Source organism: Streptomyces azureus (genome assembly GCF_001270025.1).
GTDB lineage: Bacteria > Actinomycetota > Actinomycetes > Streptomycetales > Streptomycetaceae > Streptomyces > Streptomyces azureus.
Genome location: NZ_DF968533.1, coordinates 58,870 through 83,829 on the forward strand (window position 1 = coordinate 58,870; position 24,960 = coordinate 83,829).

The window sequence follows — 24,960 nt, forward strand, 5'->3', positions numbered from 1 at the left end:
CACCTCACCGCCGGGGAAGCGGAGCGCGGTCCGCGACCGAGACGATGATGTCGCGCAGCCGGTCGGTGTACAGCCGCAGGTTCTTGTGTGCGACATCGGTGTCCGGGTAGCGGGCCGCGAACCACAGGCCCTCGTGGAGCCGGGTGACCCAGGCGCAGACCTGGTCACCGTACGACACCCTGATCAGGGCGTAGGCGTTGTGCTCGGTCCAGCTCGTGGACTCGGGGATGCCCCGGGCGTCGGCGAACGACACGATGGAGTACATGTCGGGGGACGTCGGCCGGAAGTCCGCGCCGAGCAGCCGCAGCACCCGGGCCAGCGGCATGCGGGCCAGCGGCCGGGTGGCGTGCAGCGCGGCGCGTACGGTCTTCAGCGCGGCGGGGAAATCGGGCGCCTGAGCGACGGGCACCTCGATCGGCGCGCCGCCGACGTACCAGCCCACCGAGTCCGAGAACGCGGACTTCGCCCGGGTGTGGAAGGGCACGACCGTCCGGTAGACGGGCTCACCGCCGATCTCGTGGACGATCAGGGCCGTGGCCGCCAGCAGCCCGACCAGGGAACCGCCGTAGGGGCGGCAGTACGCCTCGAACGCGGCGGCGGCGTCCGCGTTCACCAGCATCTCGCGCATGAGCTTCTGGGCCGGCAGCCCGCCCCCGGGATCCAGTCCGAGGTCGACGGGGAAGCTCGGCAGCTGCCCGTCGCAGCGGTGGATGAACTCCCGCCAGCGGGCGACGATCTCGTGGTCCGCGTCGATCCGGTCCGCGTCCGCCCGCTCGGCCTCGCAGAAGTCGACGTAGCTGCCGACCGGGGGCTGCTCTGGGAGGCGGCCGGTGACGTGACCGGCGTACAGCTCGTGGATCTCGGCCGGGATGCGGTAGAGGGAGAACGCGTCGACGTTGCTGTGGTCGAAGGCCATGTAGACGCTGGTGCTGTCGTCCCGGACGACCGCCGTGTAGATGAGGTTGGGCCAGCGCAGCGCGTCGGCCGTGGTGTCGAAGCGGTCCTGGAGGTGCCCGGCCAGGGCCGCCGCGTCGGTGAACTCACCGACATCCTCGCGGTGCAGGGACACCGCGTCGGCGTCGAGCGTGAACCGGCGGAGCTCGTCGGCCGAACCGCCCGAGCCGCCTGAACCGCCCTGGCCGCCCGTCCAGCGGAAGCCGCTGCGCAGTGTCTCGTGCCGCAGCGTCCAGCCGCGAAGCGCCTCGCCCAGCGCGTCGAGGTCGGCCCGGCCCGGGAGGTCGAAGGCCGCGCCGATCCAGGTCGGGACGAACAGCCCGTCCTCGCGCACGGACCGGGCCGTCCGCAGGTGCGCCTCCTGGATGTACGCCGGCGGCCTGGAGTCCTCCGGCAGGCCCTCCGCCGTCGCGACGGTCGCCGGACTGAGCGTCCATTCGACGAGTCGTCCAGGCCGGACCGCGCAGCGCTGGATGTCAGTAATTCGCACGGGCGTCTCCGTTCGCAGGGGGTAGAACGATCAAGACAATGCCGAGGCGGCTACCGACCACACGGGGTGTCGCCGGATTTCAACGGAACGGATGGCCTCTCGAACGGCGATACGCGGCCTGGACGGTGTGCTCAGTTGACGCCGGTCGCGGCGAGCCGGTCCAGGTAGGCGTGGAGGGCGCCCGCGCCCTCGACCATGACCCTCGTGCGAGCCGTCAGCGCCTCCCCGCGCGCGGCGATCGCCGCCCGCAGCGCGTCGCTGCTGCCCTCCCGGCGCAGCCCCTCCAGCACCGGACGGATCTGGTCGAAGAGGTAGTGACTGCGGCGCAGCGTGTGCACGAGCCGGGCGTCGCGCACATCGGCGGGTTCGTAGACCCGGTACCCCGTGCCGCGCTCGCGCCCCGGCGTGAGCAGCCCGGCCCCCTCCCACACCCGCAGCGCGGACGTCCGTACGCCCAGCAGCGCGGCCACCTCCCCGATGCGCAGCCCGCCGGACCGCGGGAGCGGGGCGGGCGGTTCCTCCGCCAGCACCTCCAGGGCCTCGCTCGCGGCCCGCAGGGAGACCCGCTCCTCGTGCAGGGCGGCGTGCGCGGCGTCGACCAGCGCGAGCGCGCCCGGGACGTCCCCGGCGTGCAGGGACCGCATGATCTCCGTCGCCTTCACCGGCCCGTACCCCCGCATCAGGGTCCGGTACGCCAGGAGCGCGCCGCGGTGCGCGTCCCCGAAGACGCGGTAACCGGACGCGGTCCGCGCGGCGGGCGGGAGCACACCGGCGTCCTCGTAGTTGCGGATCTGCTGCGTCGAGACACCGGCCAGCCGGGCGAGGTCGACGGGACGGAGACGGCGTTCGTTGCTCATCGATTTGAAGGTTACGGCAGGGAAACCAGCGCTGTTGGCGGAAAAGTCTCAAAACCGCACTTCAATGGAAGACTTGAAGGAATGGACAACAGCATCCGGGTCACCGGCGCCCGCCTCCACAACCTCAGGAACGTCTCCCTCTCCCTCCCGAAGAACAGGCTGGTCGTCCTGACCGGCCTGTCCGGCTCCGGCAAGTCCACGCTCGCCTTCGACACCCTCCACCGGGAGGGCCAGCGGCAGTACCTGGAGTCGCTGGGCATGGTCACCGGCTTCGTCAGCAAACCCGCCGTCGACTCGATCAGCGGCCTGTCCCCGTCCATCAGCGTGGACCAGCACCTCACCAACCGCAGCCCGCGTTCCACGGTCGGCACGGTCACCGAGGTGTTCACGTACCTGCGGCTGCTGTGGTCGCGGATCGGGACCCGCCCCTGCCCCGGCTGCGGCAAGAGCATCCCGCCGTCGTACGCCGACGAGGCGGAGGCCGGCACCACGGCCGACGAGGACGCCGAGGGCGAGCAGATCCCCTGCCCGCACTGCGGCACTCCCGTGCCCGAGCTGGTGATGGGCTCCTTCTCCTTCAACAAGCCCGCGGGCGCCTGCCCGTCCTGCACCGGCCTCGGTGAGGTGATCCGGCCCGACGTCCGGCGCCTGGTCGACGGCTCCCGCGCACTGGCCCAGGGCGCGGTACGGGGCTGGAACCCGAAGCTCACCGAGTGGAACCTCACCGTGCTGCGGGCCGCCGCCCGCCACTACGGCCTCACCTTCGACGCGGACCGCCCGGTCGACGAACTGGAGGAGCCGCAGAGGGACTTGCTTGTCCACGGCGTCGAAAGCCCCGAGTTCAGGCGGCACTTCCCGGCGGCCGACCCGCCGACGTCCGTGTCGTCCGGCCGTTTCGAAGGGGTCGCCACGGCCCTGCTGCGGCGCTACACCGAGCGCGCCGACGACCCCGAGTACCGCGAACGGGCCGAGAAACAGGGCCTGGTGAAGCAGCCCTGCGGCCAGTGCGAGGGCACCCGGCTGCGGCCGGAGAGCCGGGCGGTGACCGTGCACGGACTGACGATCGTCGAGGCGGCACGACTGCCTCTCATCGAGCTCGACGGCTGGCTGGCCGGCCTGAAGGAGCGGTCGGCCGGGGACGAGTGGCTGCTCGTGGAGCCGGTCGTCGCCGACCTGGAGGAGCGGGTACGGCGCCTGGTGGACGTCGGAGTCGGCTACCTCAGCCTGGAGCAGTCCACACCGAGCCTCTCCGCCGGGGAGACCCAGCGGCTGCGGCTGGCCGCCCTGCTCGGCTCCGGTCTGACCGGCGTGCTCTACGTCCTCGACGAGCCGACCATCGGCCTGCACCCCTCGGACACCGCCCGCCTGATCGGCGTCCTGCGCCGCCTGCGCGACCTGGGCAACACCGTGCTGGTCGTCGAGCACGACCTGGACGTGCTGCGGGCGGCGGACCACGTGGTGGACGTCGGCCCGGGGGCGGGCCGGGACGGCGGACGGATCGTGGCGGCCGGGACGCCTCAGGAGGTGGCCCGGGCCGAGACATCGGTGACCGGCGCGTATCTGTCGGGCCGGCTGCCCGCGCCCGAGTCGCGTGGACGCGGCGACAGCGGCAGGGCGGTCGTGATCCGCGGAGCCCGGGCCCACAACCTCAAGGACGTGACCGTACGGATCCCGCTGAACCGCCTGGTGACGGTCACGGGCCCGTCCGGCTCGGGCAAGTCGACGCTGCTGCTGGACATCCTGGGCCGGGCCGCCCGCCGGCACTTCCACGGGGCGGGGGAACTCCCGGCCGAACACGACGGCATCGACGGCTGGGAGCACCTGTCCAAGGCCGTCCTCATCGACCAACAGCCGATCAGCCGCGTCCCGCGCTCCAACGCGGCGACGTACTCGGACGTCTTCACGCCGATCCGGGAGGTCTTCGCCGCGAGCAGCGAAGGACGCCTGACAGCGGGCCGGTTCTCCTTCAACGTGCCGGGCGGACGCTGTGAGCGCTGCGAGGGCGCGGGCGTGCTCACGGTACGCATGCACTTCCTCCCGGCCGTGGAGGTGCGCTGCCCGGGATGCCGGGGCCGCCGCTTCCGGCCGGAGGTGCTGGCGGTGCGGTACCAGGGGTACGACATCGCGGAGGTGCTGGAGGCGACGGTCGACGAGGCGCTCGGGGTGTTCCGGGACGTGCCCGCCGTGGCCGGTCGGCTGCGGCGGATGGCGGACGTAGGCCTCGGCTACCTCCCGCTGGGGCAGTCCGCGCCGACCCTGTCCGGGGGTGAGGCACAGCGCCTGAAGCTGGCGAAGGAACTGGGCCGCCGCACGGCCGACCGCACGCTCTACGTCCTCGACGAGCCGACGACCGGCCTGCACGCGGCGGACTCCGCGCGGCTGCTGGACGTGCTCCAGCGGCTGGTGGACGCGGGGCACTCCGTCATCACCATCGAGCACAACGTCGACGTCATGCGGGCGTCGGACTGGCTGATCGACCTCGGGCCGGTCGGCGGGGCCGCCGGGGGCCGGGTGGTGGCCGAGGGGACCCCTGAGGAGGTGGCGGCCGTGCGGGCGTCTCGGACAGGTGGGTTTCTGGCTGGGTGACCTGCGCCGCGCTCTCGGGATCGCCCGTTTCCTCGGCGGCGTCGTGCCCCGTCAGCCCTGCCTCTCCAGCACCGCGTAGTCGGCGAAGCTGCGGCGGTAGCGCAGGTGCCGGGTCTCCTGCGTGTGCCTGCGCTGCCACTCCTCCACCTCGGCCGGGGACGGGCGCGGGCCGGAACTCGCCCCGCAGTCCTCGTCCTCTCCCGAGACGCAGTACGCCTGGTACTCCGGAAGGGCCGACGCGTCCTGCACGATCGAGTACGGGACGTACCGGAAGATCCGGCGCCCCGCCGGTTCCCCGCCGTGCTCCTTGCGCCGGTGCTGGCGCAGCAGCACGTTCGCGTCCGTCACGGCACTCCCGTCGAACGCGGCCCGCGCCTTGTCCCTGCGGACGGCGAGTTCCTCACACGTCGCGCACCCGGGCACAGGTACGGGGGGTCGGCTCGGATCGGCCGACAGCCCTTCCCTGGAACGGTCGTTGGCCGCGCGTACGCCCGCACTGAGCCGTTCTTCCCGGGTCGCCACCCGGATCCGCGCCGGATCCGCCTGCCACTCCCGGCCGCCGCCGACCGGGCGCAGCATCACATAGGGGCCGGTGTTGTCCTGGTACTCGCCGACCTTGCGAGTCGCAGGGTCATAGACGAGCGTTCCCGGTTCCATTCCGCGCACCTCCGTAACTCTGGGTGTACCGAGCGTCGCGCAGGGGAACGGTCCGGATCAATGCTTGGCGTGTGACACCGGTGCACTGTCACGGAGGGGGCAGCCGTGAGCCGACGGAACGGCGGGGCGGAGTCGGGGGCGAGTACGGCCGCCGTGTTCGGGGAGGTGCTGCGGCATTTCCGCGAGGCGGCGCTGCTCACGCAGGAGGGTTTGGCGAGGCAGATCCCGTGCGACCGCTCGCACGTGGCGCGGGTGGAGGCGGGCACGAGGGTTCCGCAGGAGAGTTTCGCGAAGAAGTGCGACGAACTTCTTGACACGGGTGGGGTGTTGCTGCGGTTGTGGGGGCGGATCGACTGGTATCCGCAGGTGGAGCATCCCGACTGGTTCCGGCGGCGGGCTGAGATGGACGAGGTGGCTGTCGCCCTGCGGGAGTACCAGGAGCGAGTGGTTCCGGGGTTGTTGCAGACAGCGGACTACGCGCGTGCGCTGTTCAGCCGCCGTGGTGCGGACGCCGAGGAGGTGGACTCACGCGTCCGGGCTCGTCTGAGCCGACAGCAACGCTTCCTGGCCGACGGCGGTCCGCTGTACGTCGTCATCCTCGACGAGAGCTGCCTGCGCAACGGGGTGGGCAGCCCGGAGATCATGCGCGAGCAGTGCGCGCACCTGCTGGCGGTCGGGCAGCGCCGCAACATCCGTATCCAGGTGGCTCCCTCAGACGCCTTCGGGCTCGTTCGGCCCCGAGGATCCATGTCGCTGATCGAACTGGCTGACGAGCGATGGGTGTACTCGGAGTCCCTGGACCGTGGCCACTTCAACAACGATCCGGCCGTCTACCAGCGGCATTCCCAGACCTATGATGTGCTCAGGGCCGACATCCTGTCAGCCCGCGAATCCGCCGCTCTGATCAGCGACGCGATGGAGGGGTACGAGCATCATGGACCGCTACGAGCTCTGCGCGGCGCACTGGATCAAGAGCAGCCGCAGCGACGACAACGGCGGCAACTGCGTGGAAATAGCCCCCGGTTTCCCCGACACCGTCCCCATCCGCGACAGCAAAACCCCTGACGGCCCGATCCTGCTCGTCACCCGGGCCGCATGGGACGCGTTCACCTCGGGTCTGCGCTGACCCCATCGGCCGCGCCGATGACCCCATCGGCAGGACGCCCCACTGGCGCGTGGACCCCCGGGTCAGGCTCTCCGTAGCGTCTTCGGCATGACCTCGGATCTCAAGGGCACCGCCCAACTCACCGCCGCCATGGTGCTGTCCGGCACGCTCGGCGTCTTCGTCGTCGAGTCGGGCGCCTCGCCGTTCAACGTCGTCTTCTTCCGCGTCCTGTTCGGCGCGCTCGCTCTCGGCGCCTACGTCGTCGCGCGGGGCTGGCTGCGGGGCCACGGCTTCACGCCGCGCAGCCTCGGCCTCGCCGTCCTGGGCGGCGTGTTCATCGTCTTCAACTGGGTGTTCCTGTTCGAGTCGTACGAGAACACCTCGATCTCGGTCGCCACCGTCGTCTACCACACGCAGCCGTTCTACGTGGTGCTGCTCGGTGCGCTGCTGTTCCGTGAGCGGCTGACCGCCGCCAAGGTCGGCTGGATCGCCGTCGCCTTCGTGGGGCTGATCCTGGTCTCCGGGGTGACGCCCGGCGACTTCACGAGCGGCGGCGGGTATCTCCTCGGCGTCGGTCAGGCCTTGCTCGCCGCGCTGCTGTACGGCCTGTCCACCCTGGTCACCAAGCGCGTCACCGGCGTACGCCCGCACCTGATCGCCCTGGTCCAGGTCGTCGTCGGCATCCCGCTCCTGCTCCCCTTCGCCGACTTCGGCGCGATGCGCGGCACCGGCGCGGACTGGGGCTGGCTGATCGGGCTCGGCGTGATCCACACGGGCCTGATGTACGTCCTGATGTACGCCGCCTACGCCAAGCTGCCGACCTCGAAGATCGCCGTCCTCGCCTTCGTCTACCCGGCGATCGCCATGGTCATGGACTGGGCGGTGTACGGCCACCACATCGGACTCGTCCAGACTCTCGGTGTCCCGCTGATCGTGCTGGCGAGCCTGCGGATCACCCTCGCTCGGCCACGAGTTTCCGCGTCTGCTCCACGAACAGCCGCGCGTGCGCCGGAAGCCGCTTCCCGGCCCGCCACGCCAGTTGCGTCCGAAGTGTGAACGACGGCTCCCAGTCCAGCCGTACGAGTGCCCCCTCCGCGAGTTCGGCGGCGACCGTCACCTCGGGCAGCAGCGAGATCCCGAGGCCGGCCGCCGCCGCGCGTTTGGTCGCCTCGATCGTGCCGAACTCCATGAACTGCACGGACTCGGCGAGGGTGTTGAGCTCCCGCTCGAACAGGTCGCGGTAGGCGCAGCCGGGCTCGGTGGCCAGCAGGGACTGCCGTACCAGGTCCGGGAGTGTCACCGTCGAACCGGCGAGCGGATGGCCGGGTGCCGCCACCAGTGCCAGCGGCTCGACGGCCAGCACCTCGCTGTCCAGGCCCACGTGCTCGGTCTCCGCCTCCATCAGGAAGCCGAGGTCGTACGTCCCCCGCCGCAGCGCCTGCCGGGTCTCGTCGCCGATGGTCGTCCGCAGCGCGAGCCGCACTTTCGGATAGCGGTGGTGGAACAGCTCCAGCAGCGGCGGCAGGCGGTAGGACGTCAACGACTCCATCGTGCCGACCGTGAGCGACCCCGCCGGTTCCTCGGCGTCCGCCACCGCCGCCCGTGCCTCCTCGCTCAGCTCGATGATCCGCCGCGCGTAGGGCAGCAGCCGCTCACCCGCCTCCGTCAGCCGGATGCGGCTGCCGAGCCGGTCGAACAACTCGGCGCCGAGCGCGGCCTCCAGAGCGCGGATCTGACTGGTCACACTGGACTGCGCGTACGTCAGCTCGGCCGCGGCCCGGGTGAAGCTCAGCAGCGTGGCGACCTTCTCGAAGGTGACGAGCAGCCGCAGTTCCACGTCAGGGCTCGTCCCGCTTCTTCTTGTCGTCCTCGCCGCCGGGCTTGTCGTCGTCGCCGAGGGACTTCAGGAAATCGGGGTTGTCGTCGGGCGCGACCCACTGCCCCGGCCGACCGCCACCGCGGACCCCGGACCAGCCCTCGGCGGCCGGGCTGCGCTTCTTGCCCGCGATGAGCCAGGAGATCGAGCCCACCAGCGGGAACAGCAGCACGAGGATCGCCCACAGCGGCTTGGGCATGTGACGGATGTCGTCGTCCTTCGTGCTGATGCAGTCGATGAACGCGTACACGCTCAACGCCAGCGGCACGAGGAACATCAGTACCCGGAGCATGAGCGGCCTCTCAGCGAAAGCGGGTGGGCGGTTCAGGGCCAGGGTAGCCGCTCGGGGATACTGGACCGCATGGCTTACGACGATCTTCGCTCCCTGCTCAGGGCTCTGGACCGCGAGGGCGACCTCAAGCGCATCAAGGCCGAGGTGGACCCGTATCTGGAGGTCGGGGAGATCGTCGACCGGGTGCAGAAGGCCGGCGGTCCCGCGCTGCTCTTCGAGAACGTGCGCGGGTCGAGCATGCCGCTCGCGATGAACGTGTACGGCACGGACCGGCGCCTGCTGAAGGCGCTGGGCCTGAAGTCGTACGCCGAGATCTCGGAGCGGATCGGCGGACTGCTGAAGCCCGAGCTGCCGCACGGGTTCGTCGGCGTGCGCGAGGCCTTCGGGAAGCTCGGCGCGATGACGCACGTGCCGCCGAAGAAGGTGAAGGACGGGCCGGTGCAGGAGGTCGTCCTGACCGGGGACGACGTGGACCTGGAGCAGCTGCCCGCCCTGTTCACGTGGCCGAAGGACGGCGGCTCCTTCTTCAACCTGGGGCTCACGCACACCAAGGACCCGGAGACGGGCATCCGCAACCTCGGGCTGTACCGCCTCCAGCGCCACGACAAGCGCACGATCGGCATGCACTGGCAGATCCACAAGGACAGCCGCAACCACTACCAGGTGGCGGCCCGGCGCGGGGAGCGGCTGCCGGTCGCGATCGCCTTCGGGTGTCCGCCCGCCGTCACGTACGCCTCCACCGCGCCGCTGCCCGGGGACATCGACGAGTACCTGTTCGCCGGGTTCCTGGCGGGCAAGCGGATCGAGATGGTCGACTGCAAGACCGTGCCGCTCCAGGTGCCGGCGCAGGCGGAGGTCGTCATCGAGGGCTGGCTGGAGCCGGGCGAGATGCTGCCCGAGGGCCCCTTCGGTGACCACACCGGCTTCTACACCCCGCAGGAGCCCTTCCCCGCCCTGAAGATCGACTGCGTGACGATGCGGAAGCGGCCGCTGCTTCAGTCGATCGTCGTAGGCAGGCCCCCGACGGAGGACGGACCGCTCGGCCGTGCGACGGAACGCTTCTTCCTGCCGCTACTGAAGATCATCGTGCCGGACATCGTGGACTACCACCTGCCGGAGGCGGGCGGTTTCCACAACTGCGCGATCGTCTCGATCGACAAGAAGTACCCCAAGCACGCGCAGAAGGTCATGCACGCCATCTGGGGCGCGCACATGATGTCGCTGACCAAGCTGATCGTGGTCGTCGACTCCGACTGCGATGTGCACGACCTGCACGAGGTCGCCTGGCGGGCGCTCGGCAACACGGACTACGCCCGCGATCTGAGCATCGTCGAGGGGCCGGTCGACCACCTCGACCACGCCTCCTACCAGCAGTTCTGGGGCGGCAAGGCCGGTATCGACGCGACGAAGAAGTGGCCCGAGGAGGGCTACACGCGCGACGGCGGCTGGCCCGACATGGTGGAGTCCGATCCGGAGACCGCGGCGAAGGTGGACCGCCGCTGGAAGGAGTACGGCCTTTGACTGCTCCCTCCCTGAGGAGGAAGGGATTCCTGGCTCAGGCCGCCTCCGGGAGCGGCGCTCCCGAAGGTCTTATGCCCTCGATACCAGCCGGGTTCAGACCAGCCCGGGCGAGCATCACGCGGGCGGAGTTCTTGTCCCTTGGGGATGCGGCTCCGCAGGCGGTGCAGGTGTAGGTACGTTCCGAAAGAGGAAGTGCGTGCTTGGTTCTCGCTCCGCACGTTGCGCAGTCCATGGTGGTGTGCGTGGGATGCACCAGGCGGACGTCCCGCCCGTGTTTGCGGCCCATCTCCAGCAGCGCCTGCTTGGTGGCGCCGATCGCCGCATCGGCGGCCTTGCGCGCCATGGCGGTAAGCGCCGAGTGGGCAGTCGACGACACGCGAAGCCGATAGGTGTATCGGGCATGTCCGGTGCCTTCCCCCACCTCTGGTGTCGTCATGACACTAAGATACCACTACGATACGGAGCGTGAATGATGACGTGCGTATCACGCTCAGACTCCCCGCCGACCTCCACGCTTGGCTGGTTGCCCAGGCCAAGTGCGCCCGCCGGTCTCTCAACTCCGAGATCGTGTACCGCTTGGACAGCGAGCGTTCAGTCGTCGCGCCAGACGGCGAATCGAAAACACAGTGATGCAGCTTTCGGAGGTTTTCAGTGAGTTCCGCTTCCGCCGCTATCCCGCAGCCGGGACGCACGAAGGCCTTCCTCCGCCTCGTGATGATCGAGCACTCGGTCTTCGCGCTGCCCTTCGCCTACATCGCCGCCCTGACGGCGATGTACCAGTGGGACAAGAACGTCCACTGGGGCCGGCTGCTGCTGGTCACCATCTGCATGGTGGGGCTGCGCACCTTCGCGATGGCGGTCAACCGGATCATCGACCGGGAGATCGACGCGAGGAACCCGCGCACGGCGCACCGGGAACTGGTGACCGGCGCGATGTCGGTGCGGCACGCGTGGACGGGGGCCCTGATCGCCCTGGTCGTCTTCCTCGGCGCGGCCGCCCTGCTGAACCCGCTGTGCCTGGCGCTGGCGCCCATCGCGGTGATCCCGATGGTGGTCTACCCGTACGGCAAGCGGTTCACGAACTTCCCGCAGGCCATACTGGGCCTCGCGCAGGCGATGGGCCCGGTCGGCGGCTGGCTGGCGGTCACGGGTTCCTGGTCCTGGGACGCGGTGATCCTCGGCCTCGCCGTCGGTGTCTGGATCGGTGGCTTCGACCTGATCTACGCCTGCCAGGACGTCGAGACCGACCGCGAGATCGGCGTCATGTCCGTCCCGGCCCGCTTCGGCATCCCGGCCGCCGTCTGGGCCGCCCGGGCCTGCCACACCCTCACGACGGTCCTCTTCGTCTGGTACGCCTTGGCCACCGAAGCCGGCGCCTTCTTCTGGCTGGGCCTCCTGATCGTCGCCGCCGCGTTCCTCTATGAACACAGCATCGTCCGCCCCCACGACCTGTCCCGGGTGAACAGGGCGTTCTTCAGCGTCAACGGCTTCATCGGCATTGCCCTGTTCGTGTGTGCGCTGCTGGATCTTCTGGTTCGGGGGCTGGCCGTCTGATTACGGTGCGGTCCATGGACCGCCTGCGTGCCCAGCTCACCCGCTTCGAGGACGCGTTCCCGGGTTTCCGCACGGAGATCGTCGAAGGCAGCGTCGTGGCCAGCCCGGTGAGGCCGTTCGACGGGGAGACCGTCCAGCGGCTGTGGACGATCGTCGAACCGGCCATCGACTCCTCGCTCGGCAAGCTGACGATCCCCACCGCTCGGCTTCCGGTGGACCCGAAGGCACGCCACCGCACCTGAGGGGCGCGTTCCTAAGACGCGAGCGCTCGTCTCGCTGCCCGGCGGCGGAAGACGAACGCCGCCGCCACCCCCGCCAGCAGGCCCAGCAGGTGGCCCTGCCAGCTGACGCCCGTCTGGGTGGGGGCGAGGCCAGCCAGGATGGAGCCGCCCCAGATCGCGGCGATCAGGATGCCGACCAGGACTCCCCAGGGGCGGCGCTCGACGAAACCGCTGACCAGCAGGAAGCCGAAGAGGCCGAAGATCAGGCCGGAGGCGCCCGCGGTGTTGGTGTGGGCCGGGGCTATGAGCCATACGCCCAGGCCGTCGACGAGCACGATCAGCGCGCAGACCAGCAGGAAACGGCGCAGCCCCGCCAGCGCGGCGAGGAAGCCGAGGACCAGCAGCGGCACCGTGTTCGCGGCCAGATGGGCGAAGCCGAAGTGGATGAAGGCCGAGGGGACGACGTCGACCAGTTCGGACGGGGTGCGCGGGGTGACGCCGAGGCCGTCCAGCGCGTGGCCGCTCAGTACGTCCACCACTTCCAGCAGCCACAGCAGCGCGATCCAGGCCAGCATCAGCTTGCCCGCGGCCATCGCACGGTCGCCGCGTGACCAACCCGCTCCGACACCCGACATGGCGACCCCCAGCGCTCGCTCGTCCCCTCCGGGGAACGCCCGGGCCCCCTTGGCCGGTTCCCACCCTGCGACGCCGGATAGGCTCGGTGTTGTGAACCCAGTCAAGCCAGGCGAGACACCGCGTACGCCTTGGATCGTAGGGGTGTCCGGCGCCTCCGGCACCCCGTATGCCGCTGCCGTGCTGCGGGCGCTCCTCGCCGCCGGCGAGAGCGTCGACCTCGTGGTGTCCCGGGCCTCCCGGCTCACCCTGCTCGACGAGACCGGGATCTCCTTCCGGGACGCCCACTGGCAGGACGACCTGCGGGAATGGCTGTCCCGGGGCGCCGACGGCAAGCCGGACACCTTCTCCGTCGACATCGAGGCCGTACGGCACTGGAGCGCCGGCGACCTGGCCGCCGGGCCCTCCTCGGGGTCGTACCCGACCAAGGGCATGCTGATCGTGCCCGCCTCGACCGCGAGCGTGGCCGGTGTCGCGCTCGGGCTGTCGAAGGACCTGTTGCAGCGGGCGGCGAGCGTGACCCTGAAGGAGGGACGCAAGCTGATCGTGGCCGTGCGCGAGACCCCGCTGAACGGCCAGACCCTGCGGCACCTGGTCACCCTCGACGACACGGGCGCGACCGTCGTACCCGCCTCACCCGCCTTCTACGCGGGCGCGACGCACATCCAGGACCTGGTGGACTTCGTCGCCGGACGCGTACTCGACGCGGCGGGCGTGCCGCACCGGCTCTACCGCCGTTGGCAAGGTGAGCTCGGCGGCGGATCGCACCGCGCCGGCTGAGCCACACCTCCTGCACGGCATCTGTACGTCATCACAACCACAGACTTTTCAGACAACTTCAGCGGAAGGCTTCGATCGCAATGGACGCGGTGGACAGGCAGCTCATCCAGGCCCTGAGGGAGAACGGCCGGGCCTCCTACGCGGAGCTGGGACGCCTCGTCGGACTGTCGGGACCGAGCGTCACCGACCGCATCAACCGGCTGGAGGCGGCCGGTGTCATCACCGGCTACCGGGCCACCGTCGACGCCGCCTCGCTCGGCCTCGGTGTCACCGCCCTGATCGGCATCTCGCTCTCCGACGCCACCGACCACGAGGACGTGGCGCAGCGGCTGCGGGACCTCTCGGAGATCGAGGACTGCTGGTTCATCGCGGGCGACGACTCGTACATGCTCAAGGTGCGGGCGGAGAACGTGGACGGCCTGGAGAAGATCATCAGGCGGCTCAGCGGCACGAAGGGCGTGTCCCGGACGCGTACGACCATCGTGCTCTCCACGAAGTGGGAGAACCGGGTCGGGGAGCTGCCGGAAGAGGCGTAGGCGCGTAGCGCCGTATGGGGTCCCTCCGCCCGAAGTGTGGGGGAGTACGGTTGGTCGGGCTGTCGGAGAAAGGTGTGGCAATGGACGTCGGGCTCAAGCGCGAGCTGGAGGAGAAGGTCCGCTCCGGTGAGCGGCTGACTCGTGAGGACGGCATCGCGCTGTACGAGTCGGACGACCTGGCCTGGCTCGGCGGCCTCGCACACGAGGTGCGCACGCGCAAGAACGGCGACGTCGTGCACTTCAACGTCAACCGTCACCTCAACATGACCAACGTGTGCACGGCCTCCTGCGCGTACTGCTCCTTCCAGCGCAAGCCGGGGGAGAAGGACGCGTACACGATGCGCATCGAGGAGGCCGTCAAGCTCGCGAAGGCGATGGAGGGCGAGAACCTCACCGAGCTGCACATCGTCAACGGGCTGCACCCGAACCTGCCGTGGCGTTACTACCCGCGCTCGCTGCGGGAGTTGAAGGCCGCGCTGCCGCGTGTCTCGCTGAAGGCCTTCACGGCGACGGAGATCCACCACTTCGAGACCATCTCCGGGATGAGCGCGTCCGGGATCCTGGACGAGCTGATCGACGCGGGGCTGGAGTCGCTGACCGGCGGTGGTGCGGAGATCTTCGACTGGGAGGTCCGGCAGCACATCGTGGACCACCGCACCCACTGGGAGGACTGGTCCCGTATCCACCGGCTCGCGCACGAGAAGGGTCTGAAGACCCCGTGCACGATGCTCTACGGCCACATCGAGGAGCCGCGGCACCGGGTGGATCATGTGCTGCGGCTGCGTGAGCTCCAGGACGAGACCGGGGGTTTCCAGGTCTTCATCCCGCTGCGGTACCAGCACGACTTCGTCGACGTGCAGGACGGCAAGGTGCGCAATCGCCTTCAGGCGCGGACGCAGATGGCGACGGGGGCGGAGGCGCTGAAGACCTTCGCCGTGTCGCGGCTGCTGTTCGACAACGTGCCGCACGTCAAGGTCTTCTGGGTCATGCACGGTGTCCAGACCGCGCAGCTGGCGTTGCAGCACGGGGCCGACGACATGGACGGGTCCGTCGTCGAGTACAAGATCACGCATGACGCGGACAACTTCGGTACGCCGAACAAGTTGACCCGTGAGGACTTGCTGGATCTCATTCGCGATGCCGGTTTCCGGCCGGTGGAGCGCAACACGCGGTACGAGATCATTCGGGAGTATGAGGGGCCTGACCCGGAGCGCCGGGAGTCTCCTCAGCCGATGCGGGTGTGAGCCTGAGCTGGGTACCCGGGGGGCATGGTTGGCACCAAGGCGCCTGAGGACGCCTATACCGCTGAACCGTTCGTTCCGGATCGCGGCGGGTTGCCCGCTCTGCGGCGGGCCGCCGCTGAGTGCCGGGGGTGCCCCCTGCACCGGGACGCCACCCAGACCGTGTTCGGGGCCGGGAACAAGGACGCTCGCGTCATGCTCGTGGGGGAGCAGCCCGGGGATCAGGAGGACCGGCAGGGGAAGCCGTTCGTCGGGCCCGCCGGGCGGCTCCTGGACCGTGCGCTGGAGGAGGCGGGGATAGATCCTTCCGAGGCCTACGTCACCAACGCGGTCAAGCACTTCAAGTTCACCCAGGCCGAACCGCGCAAGCGCCGGATCCACAAGGCGCCCACCCTGCGGGAGATGACCGCGTGCGGGCCCTGGCTGGCCGCGGAGCTCGCGGTCGTGGAGCCGGAGCTGATCGTCGTCCTGGGTGCCACCGCCGGGAAGGCGCTGCTCGGGTCCTCCTTCCGGGTCACGCGGGTGCGCGGCACGGTGCTGGAGGAGGACATCCACGGCCGGCCGGAGCGGCTGGTGCCGACGGTGCACCCGTCGTCGGTGCTGCGGGCGGACGACCGGGAGGCGGCGTACCGGGGGCTGCTGTCGGACCTGAAAGTGGCGGCGCGCGTACTGGCGTAATAGATACAATCACGCCATGCCCCTTACTTTCACCTTCGATCCTGCCGTCACGCCCGACCTGCGCGACGGCATCCTCGACCTGTGGGCCGACGTCTCCAACGCCGGCGGGGCCGTCGGCTTCGTGCCGCCGGTGACGCGGGAGGACATCCGTCCCTCGTTGGTGCAGCACTTCGCGTCGATGGCGGAGGGACGGGTCAGGTTCCTCGTCGGGCACGACGAGGAGGGGCGCGTCGTGGCGACCGCGTTCCTCACCCGCAACACGCACCACCTGATGACGCACTGGCTGTGGCTGAACACGGTGATGGTGCACCCGCGTCATCAGGGCAAGGGCTACGGGCGTGATCTGCTGGCCGCCGCCGCGGGCGCGGCCCGTGGCCTCGACGGCATCGAGGCGATCCGCCTCTCCTGCCGGGGTGGTATCGGCCTGGAGCGCTTCTACGAGTCCTGCGGCTACAAGGAGGTCGGCCGCATCCCCGCCGCGATCCGCGTGGCACCCGGCGACGACCGGGACGACGTCATCATGCTGCTGTCGCTCGCCTGAACCCCGCCTCATACCCCCCTGCAAGATCGACGCCCCCGCGTGCTTCACTGGACGGTGCCCCTTTGGGTGCGTTCTGGCCGTTCGAACCGGAAGAGTGGATTGAGATGCTCCGCTACACGCTGATGCGCCTCGGGATCTTCGCAGGCTGCCTCGTGGTCGTCTGGGGCCTCGTCTACTCCGGCCTCGCCCCGCGCGGCCTCGGCTCCAGCAACGGCCTGTGGATCGTCATGCTCGCCCTGCTGCTCTCCGCGCCGATCAGTTTCGTCGTGCTGCGCAAGGAGCGGGACCGGGCGTCCGTGCAGATCGCGCAGCGGGTGGACCGGATGAAGGCCAACATGGAGGCCAACCGCAGCCAGGAGGACGCCGCCGACGACACCTCCCGGGCGCAGGGCCAGACCCAGGCCTCGTAAGGTCCCGTACAGGCGTACAGCGCCCCGTTTCCGCACTTGCTCGGAAACGGGGCGCTTTGTCATGTGTGGGTGGGGTCGCGTTTCAGCCTGTCAAAGTCAGGCTTTGAGGTCCTCAAAGTTCAGGTGTTAAGGTCGATGCCATGAAGTCAGCAGTCGCGCGCCCCATGCCCCTGAGCGTTCCGCTCGTGGCGCGCCTGCACGTGGATCTCTGTCGGTGCGCGTCCGCTACCTGTCGTCCCTGACGTAACGCAACCCCCCCGTCGTCGCCCACGTCAGTCCCTACGCGTCCCTCAACGGAGCCATTCCGTGTCCTCACACACGAAGTCCTTCAAGGTGCCCTTCTGGGCCCAGATCATCGCCGGTCTCGTCCTGGGTGTGCTGCTCGGCTGGCTCGCCCGCAGCCAGGACCTGTCCTGGCTGGTCACGACCCTGGAGAAGGTCGGCGACACGTTCATCGGCTTGCTGAAGCTCGCCGTCGCCCCGCTCGTCTTCTTCGCGATCCTGGTCTCGATCACCAACCTGCGAAAGGTCAACAACGCGGCCCGCCTGGCCTCGCGAACCCTTCTGTGGTTCATGGCCACGTCGTTGATCGCGGTGAGCATCGGCCTGGTCATCGGCCTGGTCACCAGCCCGGGCGCCGGCACCGGTCTCACCCCCAAGGACGGTGCGAAGCCCAAGGACACCGGCTCCTGGATCGACTTCCTGACCGGCATCGTGCCGACCGACGTCATCACGCCGTTCACCCAGCTGAACGTCCTCCAGATCGTCTTCATGGCCGCCGTCGCCGGTATCGCCGCCCTCCAGCTCGGTGAGAGGGCCCAGCCGATCCTCACCCTCAGCGAGTCCGTCCTCGAGCTGCTCCAGAAGGCGCTGTGGTGGGTCATCCGGCTCGCCCCGCTCGGCACCGTCGGCCTCATCGGCAACGCCATCGCCACCTACGGCTGGGACCTGATCGGCAAGTACGCGACGTTCACCGCCGACATCTACGTCGGCTGCCTGATCGTGCTGTTCGGCGTCTACCCGACGCTGCTCGCGACCGTCGCCAAGGTCAACCCGGTCCAGTTCTTCAAGGGCGCCTGGCCCGCGATCCAGCTGGCCTTCGTCTCCCGCTCGTCCGTGGGCACGATGCCGCTGACCCAGAAGGTCACCGAGCGGCTCGGCGTGCCGAAGGAGTACGCGTCCTTCGCGGTGCCGTTCGGCGCGACGACCAAGATGGACGGCTGCGCCGCGATCTACCCGGCCCTCGCCGCGATCTTCGTCGCCCAGATCTTCGACATCCAACTGGGCGTCGGCGACTACCTGCTGATCGCGTTCGTCTCGGTGGTCGGCTCCGCCGCCACGGCCGGTCTCACCGGCGCGACGGTCATGCTGACCCTCACCCTCTCCACCCTCGGACTGCCGATGGAGGGCGTGGGCCTGCTCCTCGCGATCGACCCGATCCTCGACATGATCCGCACCGCGACCAACGTCGCCGGTCAGGCCCTGATCCCGGTCCTGGTCTCCGCCCGCGAGAACCTGCTCGACCGCACGGCCTACGCCACGGCCGACGGCTCCTCCCTGGACGAGCCGCGCGAGGCACGGCCCGAGCAGGTCCCTGCCGCGGCCTGACGCGCCGACGCCCCCCCCGGCCGGCCCTCCTCCGGTTTCCCGGCCGAGGGCCGGCCGGGGGGACCGTACGCTAAGCGGTATGGGTGCCGTGAAGACCAAGCGGATGCCGCGTGCGGTCCGTGAACAGCAGATGCTGGACGCCGCCGTGCGGATCTTCGGACAACGGGGGTACATGGCCGCGTCGATGGACGAGATAGCCGAACTCGCGGGCGTGTCCAAGCCGTTGGTCTACCTGTACCTGAACTCCAAGGAAGACCTCTTCACCGCCTGCATCCGCCGCGAGGCCAAGGCACTCGTCGAGGCCGTCCGGGCCGGTGTCCGGCCCGAGCTGCCCGCCGACCGGCAACTCTGGGAAGGGCTCGGCGCGTTCTTCGCGCACACCGCGCGCAACCCGGACGCCTGGACTGTCCTGCACCTCCAGGCCCGTACGCACGGCGAGCCCTTCGCCTCCGAAGTCGCCGCGATGCGCGAGGAGATCGTCGCGTTCGTGACACAGCTGATCCTCGCCGCGGCGCGCGAGGCCCACCGCGACCCCGACCTCCCGGAACGCGAGGTCGCCGGTCTCGCCGAGGCCCTGGTCGGTGCCGCCGAGTCGCTCGCCGCCTGGGCCAACGCCACCCCGGGCGTCACGGCCCGCCAGGCCGCGGCCACGATGATGAACTTCGCCTGGGCGGGGCTGGGCGATCTCATGGCGGGGCGGCCGTGGTCACCGCCGGGGGAGCAGGCGGGCACTCAGGTGGAGTAGACGTCCCCCGTCAGGTGGATCCGGTCCTGTCGGCCCCGCAGTTCGAACCGGCCGTCCTCCGCGGTGTACGTCACCGTCCCGGGCAGCAGGACCGGCGCCCGGAACTGCGCGCGAACGTGGCAGGAGTCCGGTGTGCCGTGTGCGGCGAGGCAGCGGGCGACGGTCCACATGCCGTGGGCGATGGCCCGGGGGAAGCCGAACAGGCGGGCGGTGAGCGGGTGGAGATGGATCGGGTTGCGGTCGCCCGACGCCGCTGCGTACCGCCGTCCGACGTCCTCGGCGAGCCGCCACTCGGCCACGGCCGGCAGCGGCTTCCGTACCTCTTCCCGGGGAGCCTCGGCGGGCCGTCGCGTGCGGTGCCGGGCGAGGTACGTGCTCCTCGAGTCCCATACGACGTCCCCGCCCTCCCGCACCTCGGTGACGACCGTCGCCTGAGTGCCGCGCCGGTGGGGTGCCAACCCCTCGACGTACATCGTGAGTTCGTACGTCCCGGTGGCCGGCATCGTCCGGTGCCGGGTGATCGTGATCGACGTGTGGACGAGTCCCAGCAGGGGCAGCGGAAAGTCCCGGCCGCTCATCAGCCGCATGGCCAGGGGGAATCCCAGCACGTGCGGATACGTCGGCGGCAGCGCGTCGTCCCCGGTCGGGAACCCGCAGACCCGTTCGTACGCCGCCAGCCGCGCGAGGTCGACGCGCAGGCCGGGCAGGACGAGCCTGGTGCGCGGGAACTCCGCGTCGGGGGCCGGGCGTTTGAATGGGGACAGCAGGGCACCGCGCGCGAGGAGCGGGGCGAGGGAGGGGGACCCGGTGAGGACGAGAGCGGCGTCGGCCATCACGCCCCCAGCAGGCTCTGGCCGCATACGCGTACCACCTGGCCGTTGACCGCGCCCGAGGCCGGGTGCGCGAGCCAGGCGGTGGTCTCGGCGACATCGACGGGAAGACCGCCCTGCGCCAGGGAGTTCATGCGGCGGCCCGCCTCGCGGATGAACAGCGGGACGGCGGCCGTCATCTTCGTCTCGATGAAGCCCGGCGCGACCGCGTTGACCGTCACCCCGTGCTCCGCGAGCGCGCGCGGCGCGAGAGAGCGGACCAGGCCGACGATGCCCGCCTTGCTCGCCCCGTAGTTGGTCTGGCCCGCGTTGCCGGCGATGCCCGCGATCGAGGCGGTCGCCACGATCCGGCCGCCCCGGTTCAGTGTCCCGGCCTTCAGCAGCGCGTCCGTCGTGCGCAGCACGCTCGCCAGGTTCACCTCCAGCACCGGGATCCAGCGTTCGGCGGGCATGTTCACCAGTCGGCGGTCCCGCGTGATGCCCGCGTTGTGGATCAGCAGGTCCAGGCCGTCCGGCAGGGCCTCGGCGATGCGCGCGCCCGCGTCGGCGGCCGTGATGTCGAGGAGCAGCGCGGTGCCGCCGAGCCGGTCGGCGACGCGCCGGGCGTCCTGCTCGGCCTGCGGCACGTCGAGGACGACGACCCGGGCCCCGTCCCTCGCGAGCGTCTCGGCGACCGCCTCGCCGATGCCGCGCGCGGCACCGGTGACCAGGGCGGTGCGGCCGGCCAGGGGGCGGTCCCAGTCGACGGGCGTGGAGGGTTCCCCGCCCGCCCCGACCTCGATCACCTGTCCGCTCACATACGCCGACTTGGGCGACAGCAGGAAACGGAGAGTGGACTCCGCGGCCGGTGCGTCCGTGAGCCGGACCAGGTTCACGGTACTGCCCCGGCCGATCTCCTTGCCCAGGGAGCGCGTGAAGCCCTCCAGGGCCTGCTGGGCGGCCGCCTGGTGATGGTCGGCGGGGTCGAGCGGCGCGCCGAGCACCAGCACGCGCCCGCTCGCGGCGACCGACCGGACGACGGGGTGCAGGGCCGCGTGCACCTCGGCGAGCCCCTCGACCTCCCGCACCCCGCTCGCGTCCAGGACGACGGCCGCCGCCCGGTCGGAGCCGGCCGGGCCGATCCCCGTACGGGCGAGGACCGGCGCCAGATCGAGGCCGGACCTGCCGGCGGTGAGGTGGAGCAGGCCGCCGTCGAGGGCGGGCCGCCCGGGGGACCAGCGGGCCAGCGCCGCGGGCTGGGGCAGGCCGAGCCGGCGGGTGAGGAAGCGGCCGGGCCCGGTGGCGGTGAAGCTCAGATAGCGGTCGGCCATGGCGACTCCCAGCTCGGATGACTGCTCACATTTGCTTACTCTGGAGTAAGGTTACCGTAGGTAAGGGTATGTCACGGACGAGGAGCGGGTCGAGATGAGCCCCCAGAAGATGTCGGTGCGGCGCGTTGCGGTCGTCGGCGGAGCGCGCATCCCGTTCGCCCGCTCCGACGGCCCGTACGCCACCGCCTCCAACCAGCAGATGCTCACCGCGGCCCTCGACGGCCTGGTCGAGCGGTACGGACTCCAGGAGCCGGGCGTGGTCGGCGAGTTCGTGGCCGGCGCGGTCCTCAAGCACAGCCGCGACTTCAACCTGGCCCGCGAGACGGTCCTCGGCTCGCGCCTGCACCCGGCCACCCCCGCCTACGACATCCAGCAGGCCTGCGGCACCGGACTCCAGGCCGTCATCGCCGCCGCCAACAAGATCGCCCTCGGCCAGACCGAGTCGGCGGTCGCGGGCGGCGCCGACACGGCGAGCGACGCGCCCCTGGGCGTCAACGACTCCCTGCGCCGCATCCTGCTGGAGGCCCGCCGGGCCAAGTCGCTGGGCGGGCGCGTGAAGGCCCTGGTGAAGGTGCGCCCGGGCCACCTCGTCCCCGACATCCCGCGCAACGCCGAGCCGCGCACCGGCCTGTCCATGGGCGAACACGCCGCCGTCACCGCCCGCGCCTGGGGCATCGGCCGCGAGGCGCAGGACGAACTGGCCGCCGCCAGTCACCAGCGGCTGGCGGCGGCGTACGAACGAGGCTTCTTCCAGGACCTGGTGGTTCCCTTCCGCGGCCTGGCCCGCGACCAGAACCTGCGTCCCGGCTCGACCGCGGAGAAACTCGCCTCCCTCAAGCCGGTTTTCGGCCTCGACCACCCCGGCCCGACCATGACGGCCGGGAACTCGACCCCGCTGACGGACGGGGCGGCGACCGTGCTGCTGGCGAGCGAGGAGTGGGCCCGCGAGCGCGGCCTGGAGCCGCTGGCGTATCTCACCGCGTACGAGACGGCGGCCGTCGACTTCGTCGGCGGAGACGTCGCCGGCGGCGAGGACGGGCTGCTCATGGCGCCCGCATACGCCGTTCCGCGCATGCTGGAGAGGGCCGGGCTCGGCCTGGCCGACTTCGACCTGGTGGAGATCCACGAGGCCTTCGCCTCCCAGGTGCTGGCGACGCTCGCCGCCTGGGAGAAGCGGGGCCTGGGCACGGTGGACCGCGCCCGGCTGAACGTCGCGGGCTCGTCCCTCGCCACCGGCCACCCCTTCGCCGCCACCGGCGCCCGGATCGTGGCGACCCTGGCCAAGCTGCTCGCCGAACGGGACGCGCCCGCCCGCGGGTTGATCTCGGTCTGTGCGGCGGGCGGACAGGGGGTGACGGCGGTTCTGGAGCGAGCCTGAGGGCGACGGTGCACCGAACCTGAAGGACCCTCATGTAATCCCCGAGAATGCACAGGCCTGGCGCCGGACCATCCCCGAACCCGCACAAACCCGCCACGCGAGGCCCGTACGATCCCGTTCCTACCGGCAGTAACCCCTTTCTGGGGATTCAACCGGTTGAGCGCCTCGGCGTGCGAGGCACGTACGTATCGCAGCAAGCAGTTCCTTCGCTGCGCGCCCCAGGAGCCGCCCGTGTCCACTGCCCATCCCTCCTCCGCCTACGGTGACATGTACGGCGGACCGGTCCTGGTCGAGCCCGAGACACGGCGCCTCGACGGGGCGGTGCGAGAGGCGTCCGTACCGCCGCTGGCGCCGCCGTGGACCCACGGGTCGCTCGCCGACCTGCCGTTCGACAACGCGAGCGCGCACCCGGACGCCGTGGCGCTCAGCCGCAAGGACGCCGACGGGCGCTGGAGCGACGTCACGGCGGCGCAGTTCGCCGGCCAGGTGCTGGCCGTGGCGAAGGGGCTGATAGCCGAAGGGCTGATGCCCGGCGACCGGATCGCCGTGATGGCCCGCACGATCTACGCGTGGACGGTCCTGGACTTCGCGGCCTGGGCGGCCGGTCTCGTCACTGTCCCCGTCTATCCCACCTCCTCCGTCTTCCAGACCCGCTGGATCCTCCAGGACTCCGGCGCCGTCGCTCTGGTCACCGAGTTCGCCGGGCAGGCCGCCGCACTGGGCCCGGAGCGCGAGCGCCTGCCCGACCTGAGGCACATGTGGGTCGTGGAGAAGGGCCACGTGGAACGGCTAGCGGAAGCCGGCGCCCACCTCTCCGACCAGGAGGTGGAGGTGCGGCGCGGCATGCTGGGCCCCGACACCCTCGCCACCCTCGTCTACACCTCGGGCACCACGGGCCGCCCCAAGGGCTGCGCGCTCACCCACGGCAACTTCTTCGCCGAGGTCGACAACGCGATCGAGCTCCTCTACCCCGTCTTCAGGGCCAAGACCAGCGAAGAGGCCTCGGTCCTGCTGTTCCTGCCCATGTCCCACGTCTTCGGGCGCATGGTGGCGATCGCCTGCATCCGCGCTCGCGTACGGCTGGGCCACGCGCCGAGCATCAAGGCGGACAACCTGCTTCCGGACCTGGCGAGCTTCCGGCCGACCTGTCTGCTCGCCATCCCGTACATGCTGGAGAAGGTCTTCAACTCGGCCCGTGCCAAGGCCGAGGCGGCCGGCCGGGTGACGTCGTTCGACCGCGCGGTGTCGGTGGCGCAGCGCTACGGCGAGGCGATGGAGGCCCAGCAGACGGGCACCGGCCCCGGCCCCTCCCGCGCCCTCAGGACCGCCCGGGCCTTCTACGACCCCCTGGTCTACCGCCGTATCCGCAACGCCATGGGCGGCAGGGTTCGCTACGCCATCTGCGGCGGCTCACCCCTGGGCCGCCGCCTCGCCGCGTTCTACGCCGGAGCCGGCATCGAGATCTTCGAGGGCTACGGCCTGACGGAGACCACGGGCGCGTCGACCGTCACCCCGCCCCTGAAGCCCCGCCTGGGCACGGTCGGCTGGCCGCTGCCCGGCACCCGCGTCCGGATCGCCGCCGACGGCGAGATCCTCCTCGCCGGCGACCACGTCCTGCGCGGCTACTGGGACCCCCAGGCCGGGGGTGTCGTGCCCGCCGCCCCCGACGGCTGGCTCGCCACCGGCGACATCGGCGAACTGGACGACGAGGGCTATCTGACGATCACCGGCCGCAAGAAGGAAATGCTGATCACCGCGGGCGGCAAGAGCGTCGCCCCGGCCCCCCTGGAGAACTGGCTGCGCTCCCACCCGCTGATCTCCCAGTGCATGGTCCTGGGCGACGGCCGTCCCTTCGTCGCGGCCCTGATCACCCTGGACCCGGCCGGTATCACCCACTGGCGCCAGATGAACGGCAAACACCCCGTACCGCCCAAACTCCTCGTCGACGACGAGGAACTCCGCTCCGTCATCCAGCGCGCCGTCGACGAGGCCAACAAGATGGTCTCCCGCCCGGAGTCCATCCGCCGCTTCGCGATCCTCCCCGAGGACTTCACCGAGGAGGCGGGCCACCTCACCCCGTCGATGAAGCTCCGCCGCGAGGCGGTGATGCGCTCCTTCGCGGCGGAAGTGGAGGGCCTGTACACGCGGTGAGGCACC

26 protein-coding genes and 1 pseudogene are annotated in these 24,960 nt (G+C 70.7%); 18 read left to right on the forward strand and 9 right to left on the reverse strand.

Translation table 11 applies throughout. From position 1 onward, the window contains the following. Positions 1-4 precede the first annotated feature (4 nt). The gene (locus AOQ53_RS38220; protein WP_059424524.1) at positions 5-1,444 is read right to left on the reverse strand and encodes a condensation domain-containing protein; all 1,440 of its coding nucleotides are present in this window, start codon (positions 1,442-1,444) and stop codon (positions 5-7) included. A gap of 131 nt (positions 1,445-1,575) precedes the next feature. Further along, positions 1,576-2,301, reverse strand: coding sequence for a MerR family transcriptional regulator (locus AOQ53_RS38225; RefSeq protein WP_059424526.1), 726 nt, complete (start codon positions 2,299-2,301; stop codon positions 1,576-1,578). 81 nt (positions 2,302-2,382) lie between these two features. Here AOQ53_RS38225 and uvrA point away from each other — a divergent pair, with 81 nt between their 5' ends. Beyond that, positions 2,383-4,887 (forward strand): excinuclease ABC subunit UvrA, encoded by a 2,505-nt coding sequence (gene uvrA / locus AOQ53_RS38230; protein ID WP_059424527.1) that lies wholly within the window; start codon positions 2,383-2,385, stop codon positions 4,885-4,887. Positions 4,888-4,938: 51 nt separating this feature from the next. Here uvrA and AOQ53_RS47910 read toward each other — a convergent pair whose 3' ends face one another. Then, positions 4,939-5,544 (reverse strand): DUF7848 domain-containing protein, encoded by a 606-nt coding sequence (locus AOQ53_RS47910; protein ID WP_059424530.1) that lies wholly within the window; start codon positions 5,542-5,544, stop codon positions 4,939-4,941. A gap of 105 nt (positions 5,545-5,649) precedes the next feature. On the opposite strand from AOQ53_RS47910, the gene AOQ53_RS38240 reads away from it, so the two are divergent. The 3 genes from AOQ53_RS38240 (at position 5,650) to AOQ53_RS38245 (ending at position 7,705) form a co-directional block, all read left to right on the forward strand. Next, a complete protein-coding gene (locus tag AOQ53_RS38240) occupies positions 5,650-6,609 on the forward strand; it encodes a helix-turn-helix domain-containing protein (protein WP_059424531.1) in 960 nt (319 codons plus the stop codon). Beyond that, positions 6,557-6,670, forward strand: a complete 114-nt coding sequence (locus tag AOQ53_RS47160; protein WP_236711967.1) for a DUF397 domain-containing protein — start codon at positions 6,557-6,559, stop codon at positions 6,668-6,670. Before AOQ53_RS38240 ends, AOQ53_RS47160 begins: the two co-directional genes overlap by 53 nt. Positions 6,671-6,757: 87 nt before the next feature. Continuing rightward, the gene (locus AOQ53_RS38245) at positions 6,758-7,705 is read left to right on the forward strand and encodes a DMT family transporter (RefSeq protein WP_059424533.1); all 948 of its coding nucleotides are present in this window, start codon (positions 6,758-6,760) and stop codon (positions 7,703-7,705) included. Here AOQ53_RS38245 and AOQ53_RS38250 read toward each other — a convergent pair. Together AOQ53_RS38250 and AOQ53_RS38255 are read right to left on the reverse strand one after the other, a co-directional pair. Continuing rightward, the gene (locus AOQ53_RS38250) at positions 7,602-8,486 is read right to left on the reverse strand and encodes a LysR family transcriptional regulator (RefSeq protein ID WP_059424535.1); all 885 of its coding nucleotides are present in this window, start codon (positions 8,484-8,486) and stop codon (positions 7,602-7,604) included. The two genes, AOQ53_RS38245 and AOQ53_RS38250, sit on opposite strands and share 104 nt — an antisense overlap. A gap of 1 nt (position 8,487) precedes the next feature. Then, positions 8,488-8,817: a PLD nuclease N-terminal domain-containing protein gene (locus AOQ53_RS38255; RefSeq protein WP_059424537.1), complete on the reverse strand. Its 330-nt coding sequence runs from the start codon at positions 8,815-8,817 to the stop codon at positions 8,488-8,490. Positions 8,818-8,886: 69 nt separating this feature from the next. On the opposite strand from AOQ53_RS38255, the gene AOQ53_RS38260 reads away from it, so the two are divergent. Then, positions 8,887-10,338 carry a menaquinone biosynthesis decarboxylase gene (locus AOQ53_RS38260; RefSeq protein WP_059424539.1) on the forward strand — a complete coding sequence of 484 codons (1,452 nt, stop codon included), beginning with the start codon at positions 8,887-8,889 and terminating at the stop codon, positions 10,336-10,338. Between the two features lie 34 nt (positions 10,339-10,372). On the opposite strand, the pseudogene AOQ53_RS42480 reads toward AOQ53_RS38260, so the two are convergent. Next, positions 10,373-10,693 (reverse strand): annotated as a pseudogene (locus AOQ53_RS42480) (zinc ribbon domain-containing protein); the annotation flags it as partial. A gap of 296 nt (positions 10,694-10,989) precedes the next feature. On the opposite strand from AOQ53_RS42480, the gene mqnP reads away from it, so the two are divergent. Then, positions 10,990-11,892 carry a menaquinone biosynthesis prenyltransferase MqnP gene (mqnP, locus tag AOQ53_RS38265; protein WP_059424542.1) on the forward strand — a complete coding sequence of 301 codons (903 nt, stop codon included), beginning with the start codon at positions 10,990-10,992 and terminating at the stop codon, positions 11,890-11,892. Positions 11,893-11,906: 14 nt separating this feature from the next. Continuing rightward, positions 11,907-12,134, forward strand: a complete 228-nt coding sequence (locus AOQ53_RS38270) for a hypothetical protein (RefSeq protein WP_059424544.1) — start codon at positions 11,907-11,909, stop codon at positions 12,132-12,134. Positions 12,135-12,145: 11 nt separating this feature from the next. On the opposite strand, the gene AOQ53_RS38275 is transcribed toward AOQ53_RS38270, so the two are convergent. Continuing rightward, entirely contained in the window at positions 12,146-12,748 is a 603-nt protein-coding gene (locus AOQ53_RS38275) for a rhomboid family intramembrane serine protease (RefSeq protein WP_059424546.1), read from the reverse strand. 91 nt (positions 12,749-12,839) lie between these two features. Between AOQ53_RS38275 and AOQ53_RS38280 the strand changes: the two genes are divergently transcribed. The 9 genes from AOQ53_RS38280 to AOQ53_RS38315 all read left to right on the forward strand — a co-directional run bounded on the left by AOQ53_RS38280 (position 12,840) and on the right by AOQ53_RS38315 (position 19,285). Beyond that, on the forward strand, positions 12,840-13,526 hold the full coding sequence (locus AOQ53_RS38280; protein ID WP_078945699.1) for a UbiX family flavin prenyltransferase: 687 nt from the start codon (positions 12,840-12,842) through the stop codon (positions 13,524-13,526). Between the two features lie 80 nt (positions 13,527-13,606). Next, a complete protein-coding gene (locus tag AOQ53_RS38285) occupies positions 13,607-14,062 on the forward strand; it encodes an Lrp/AsnC family transcriptional regulator (protein ID WP_059424549.1) in 456 nt (151 codons plus the stop codon). An 80-nt stretch (positions 14,063-14,142) separates the two neighbouring features. Then, positions 14,143-15,306: an aminofutalosine synthase MqnE gene (gene mqnE, locus AOQ53_RS38290; RefSeq protein ID WP_059424551.1), complete on the forward strand. Its 1,164-nt coding sequence runs from the start codon at positions 14,143-14,145 to the stop codon at positions 15,304-15,306. A gap of 24 nt (positions 15,307-15,330) precedes the next feature. Next, positions 15,331-15,981: a UdgX family uracil-DNA binding protein gene (locus AOQ53_RS38295; RefSeq protein WP_059424553.1), complete on the forward strand. Its 651-nt coding sequence runs from the start codon at positions 15,331-15,333 to the stop codon at positions 15,979-15,981. Positions 15,982-15,997: 16 nt separating this feature from the next. Next, positions 15,998-16,522 (forward strand): GNAT family N-acetyltransferase, encoded by a 525-nt coding sequence (locus AOQ53_RS38300; RefSeq protein ID WP_059424555.1) that lies wholly within the window; start codon positions 15,998-16,000, stop codon positions 16,520-16,522. A 104-nt stretch (positions 16,523-16,626) separates the two neighbouring features. After that, positions 16,627-16,932 carry a DUF4229 domain-containing protein gene (locus AOQ53_RS38305; RefSeq protein ID WP_059425024.1) on the forward strand — a complete coding sequence of 102 codons (306 nt, stop codon included), beginning with the start codon at positions 16,627-16,629 and terminating at the stop codon, positions 16,930-16,932. Positions 16,933-17,096: 164 nt separating this feature from the next. Continuing rightward, positions 17,097-17,174, forward strand: coding sequence for a putative leader peptide (locus AOQ53_RS47915; protein WP_330219385.1), 78 nt, complete (start codon positions 17,097-17,099; stop codon positions 17,172-17,174). Positions 17,175-17,238: 64 nt separating this feature from the next. Beyond that, positions 17,239-18,540 (forward strand): dicarboxylate/amino acid:cation symporter, encoded by a 1,302-nt coding sequence (locus AOQ53_RS38310; protein ID WP_059424556.1) that lies wholly within the window; start codon positions 17,239-17,241, stop codon positions 18,538-18,540. Between the two features lie 79 nt (positions 18,541-18,619). After that, a complete protein-coding gene (locus AOQ53_RS38315) occupies positions 18,620-19,285 on the forward strand; it encodes a TetR/AcrR family transcriptional regulator (RefSeq protein ID WP_059424558.1) in 666 nt (221 codons plus the stop codon). On the opposite strand, the gene AOQ53_RS38320 is transcribed toward AOQ53_RS38315, so the two are convergent. After that, a complete protein-coding gene (locus AOQ53_RS38320; RefSeq protein ID WP_059425026.1) occupies positions 19,273-20,118 on the reverse strand; it encodes a MaoC family dehydratase in 846 nt (281 codons plus the stop codon). The two genes, AOQ53_RS38315 and AOQ53_RS38320, sit on opposite strands and share 13 nt — an antisense overlap. Further along, positions 20,118-21,425 (reverse strand): 3-oxoacyl-ACP reductase, encoded by a 1,308-nt coding sequence (locus AOQ53_RS38325; RefSeq protein ID WP_059424561.1) that lies wholly within the window; start codon positions 21,423-21,425, stop codon positions 20,118-20,120. Before AOQ53_RS38325 ends, AOQ53_RS38320 begins: the two co-directional genes overlap by 1 nt. 94 nt (positions 21,426-21,519) lie before the next feature. Here AOQ53_RS38325 and AOQ53_RS38330 point away from each other — a divergent pair, with 94 nt between their 5' ends. Beyond that, entirely contained in the window at positions 21,520-22,803 is a 1,284-nt protein-coding gene (locus tag AOQ53_RS38330; protein WP_059424563.1) for an acetyl-CoA C-acetyltransferase, read from the forward strand. A gap of 267 nt (positions 22,804-23,070) precedes the next feature. Beyond that, a complete protein-coding gene (locus tag AOQ53_RS38335; protein ID WP_059425027.1) occupies positions 23,071-24,954 on the forward strand; it encodes an AMP-dependent synthetase/ligase in 1,884 nt (627 codons plus the stop codon). The last annotated feature ends 6 nt before the right edge of the window (positions 24,955-24,960 follow it).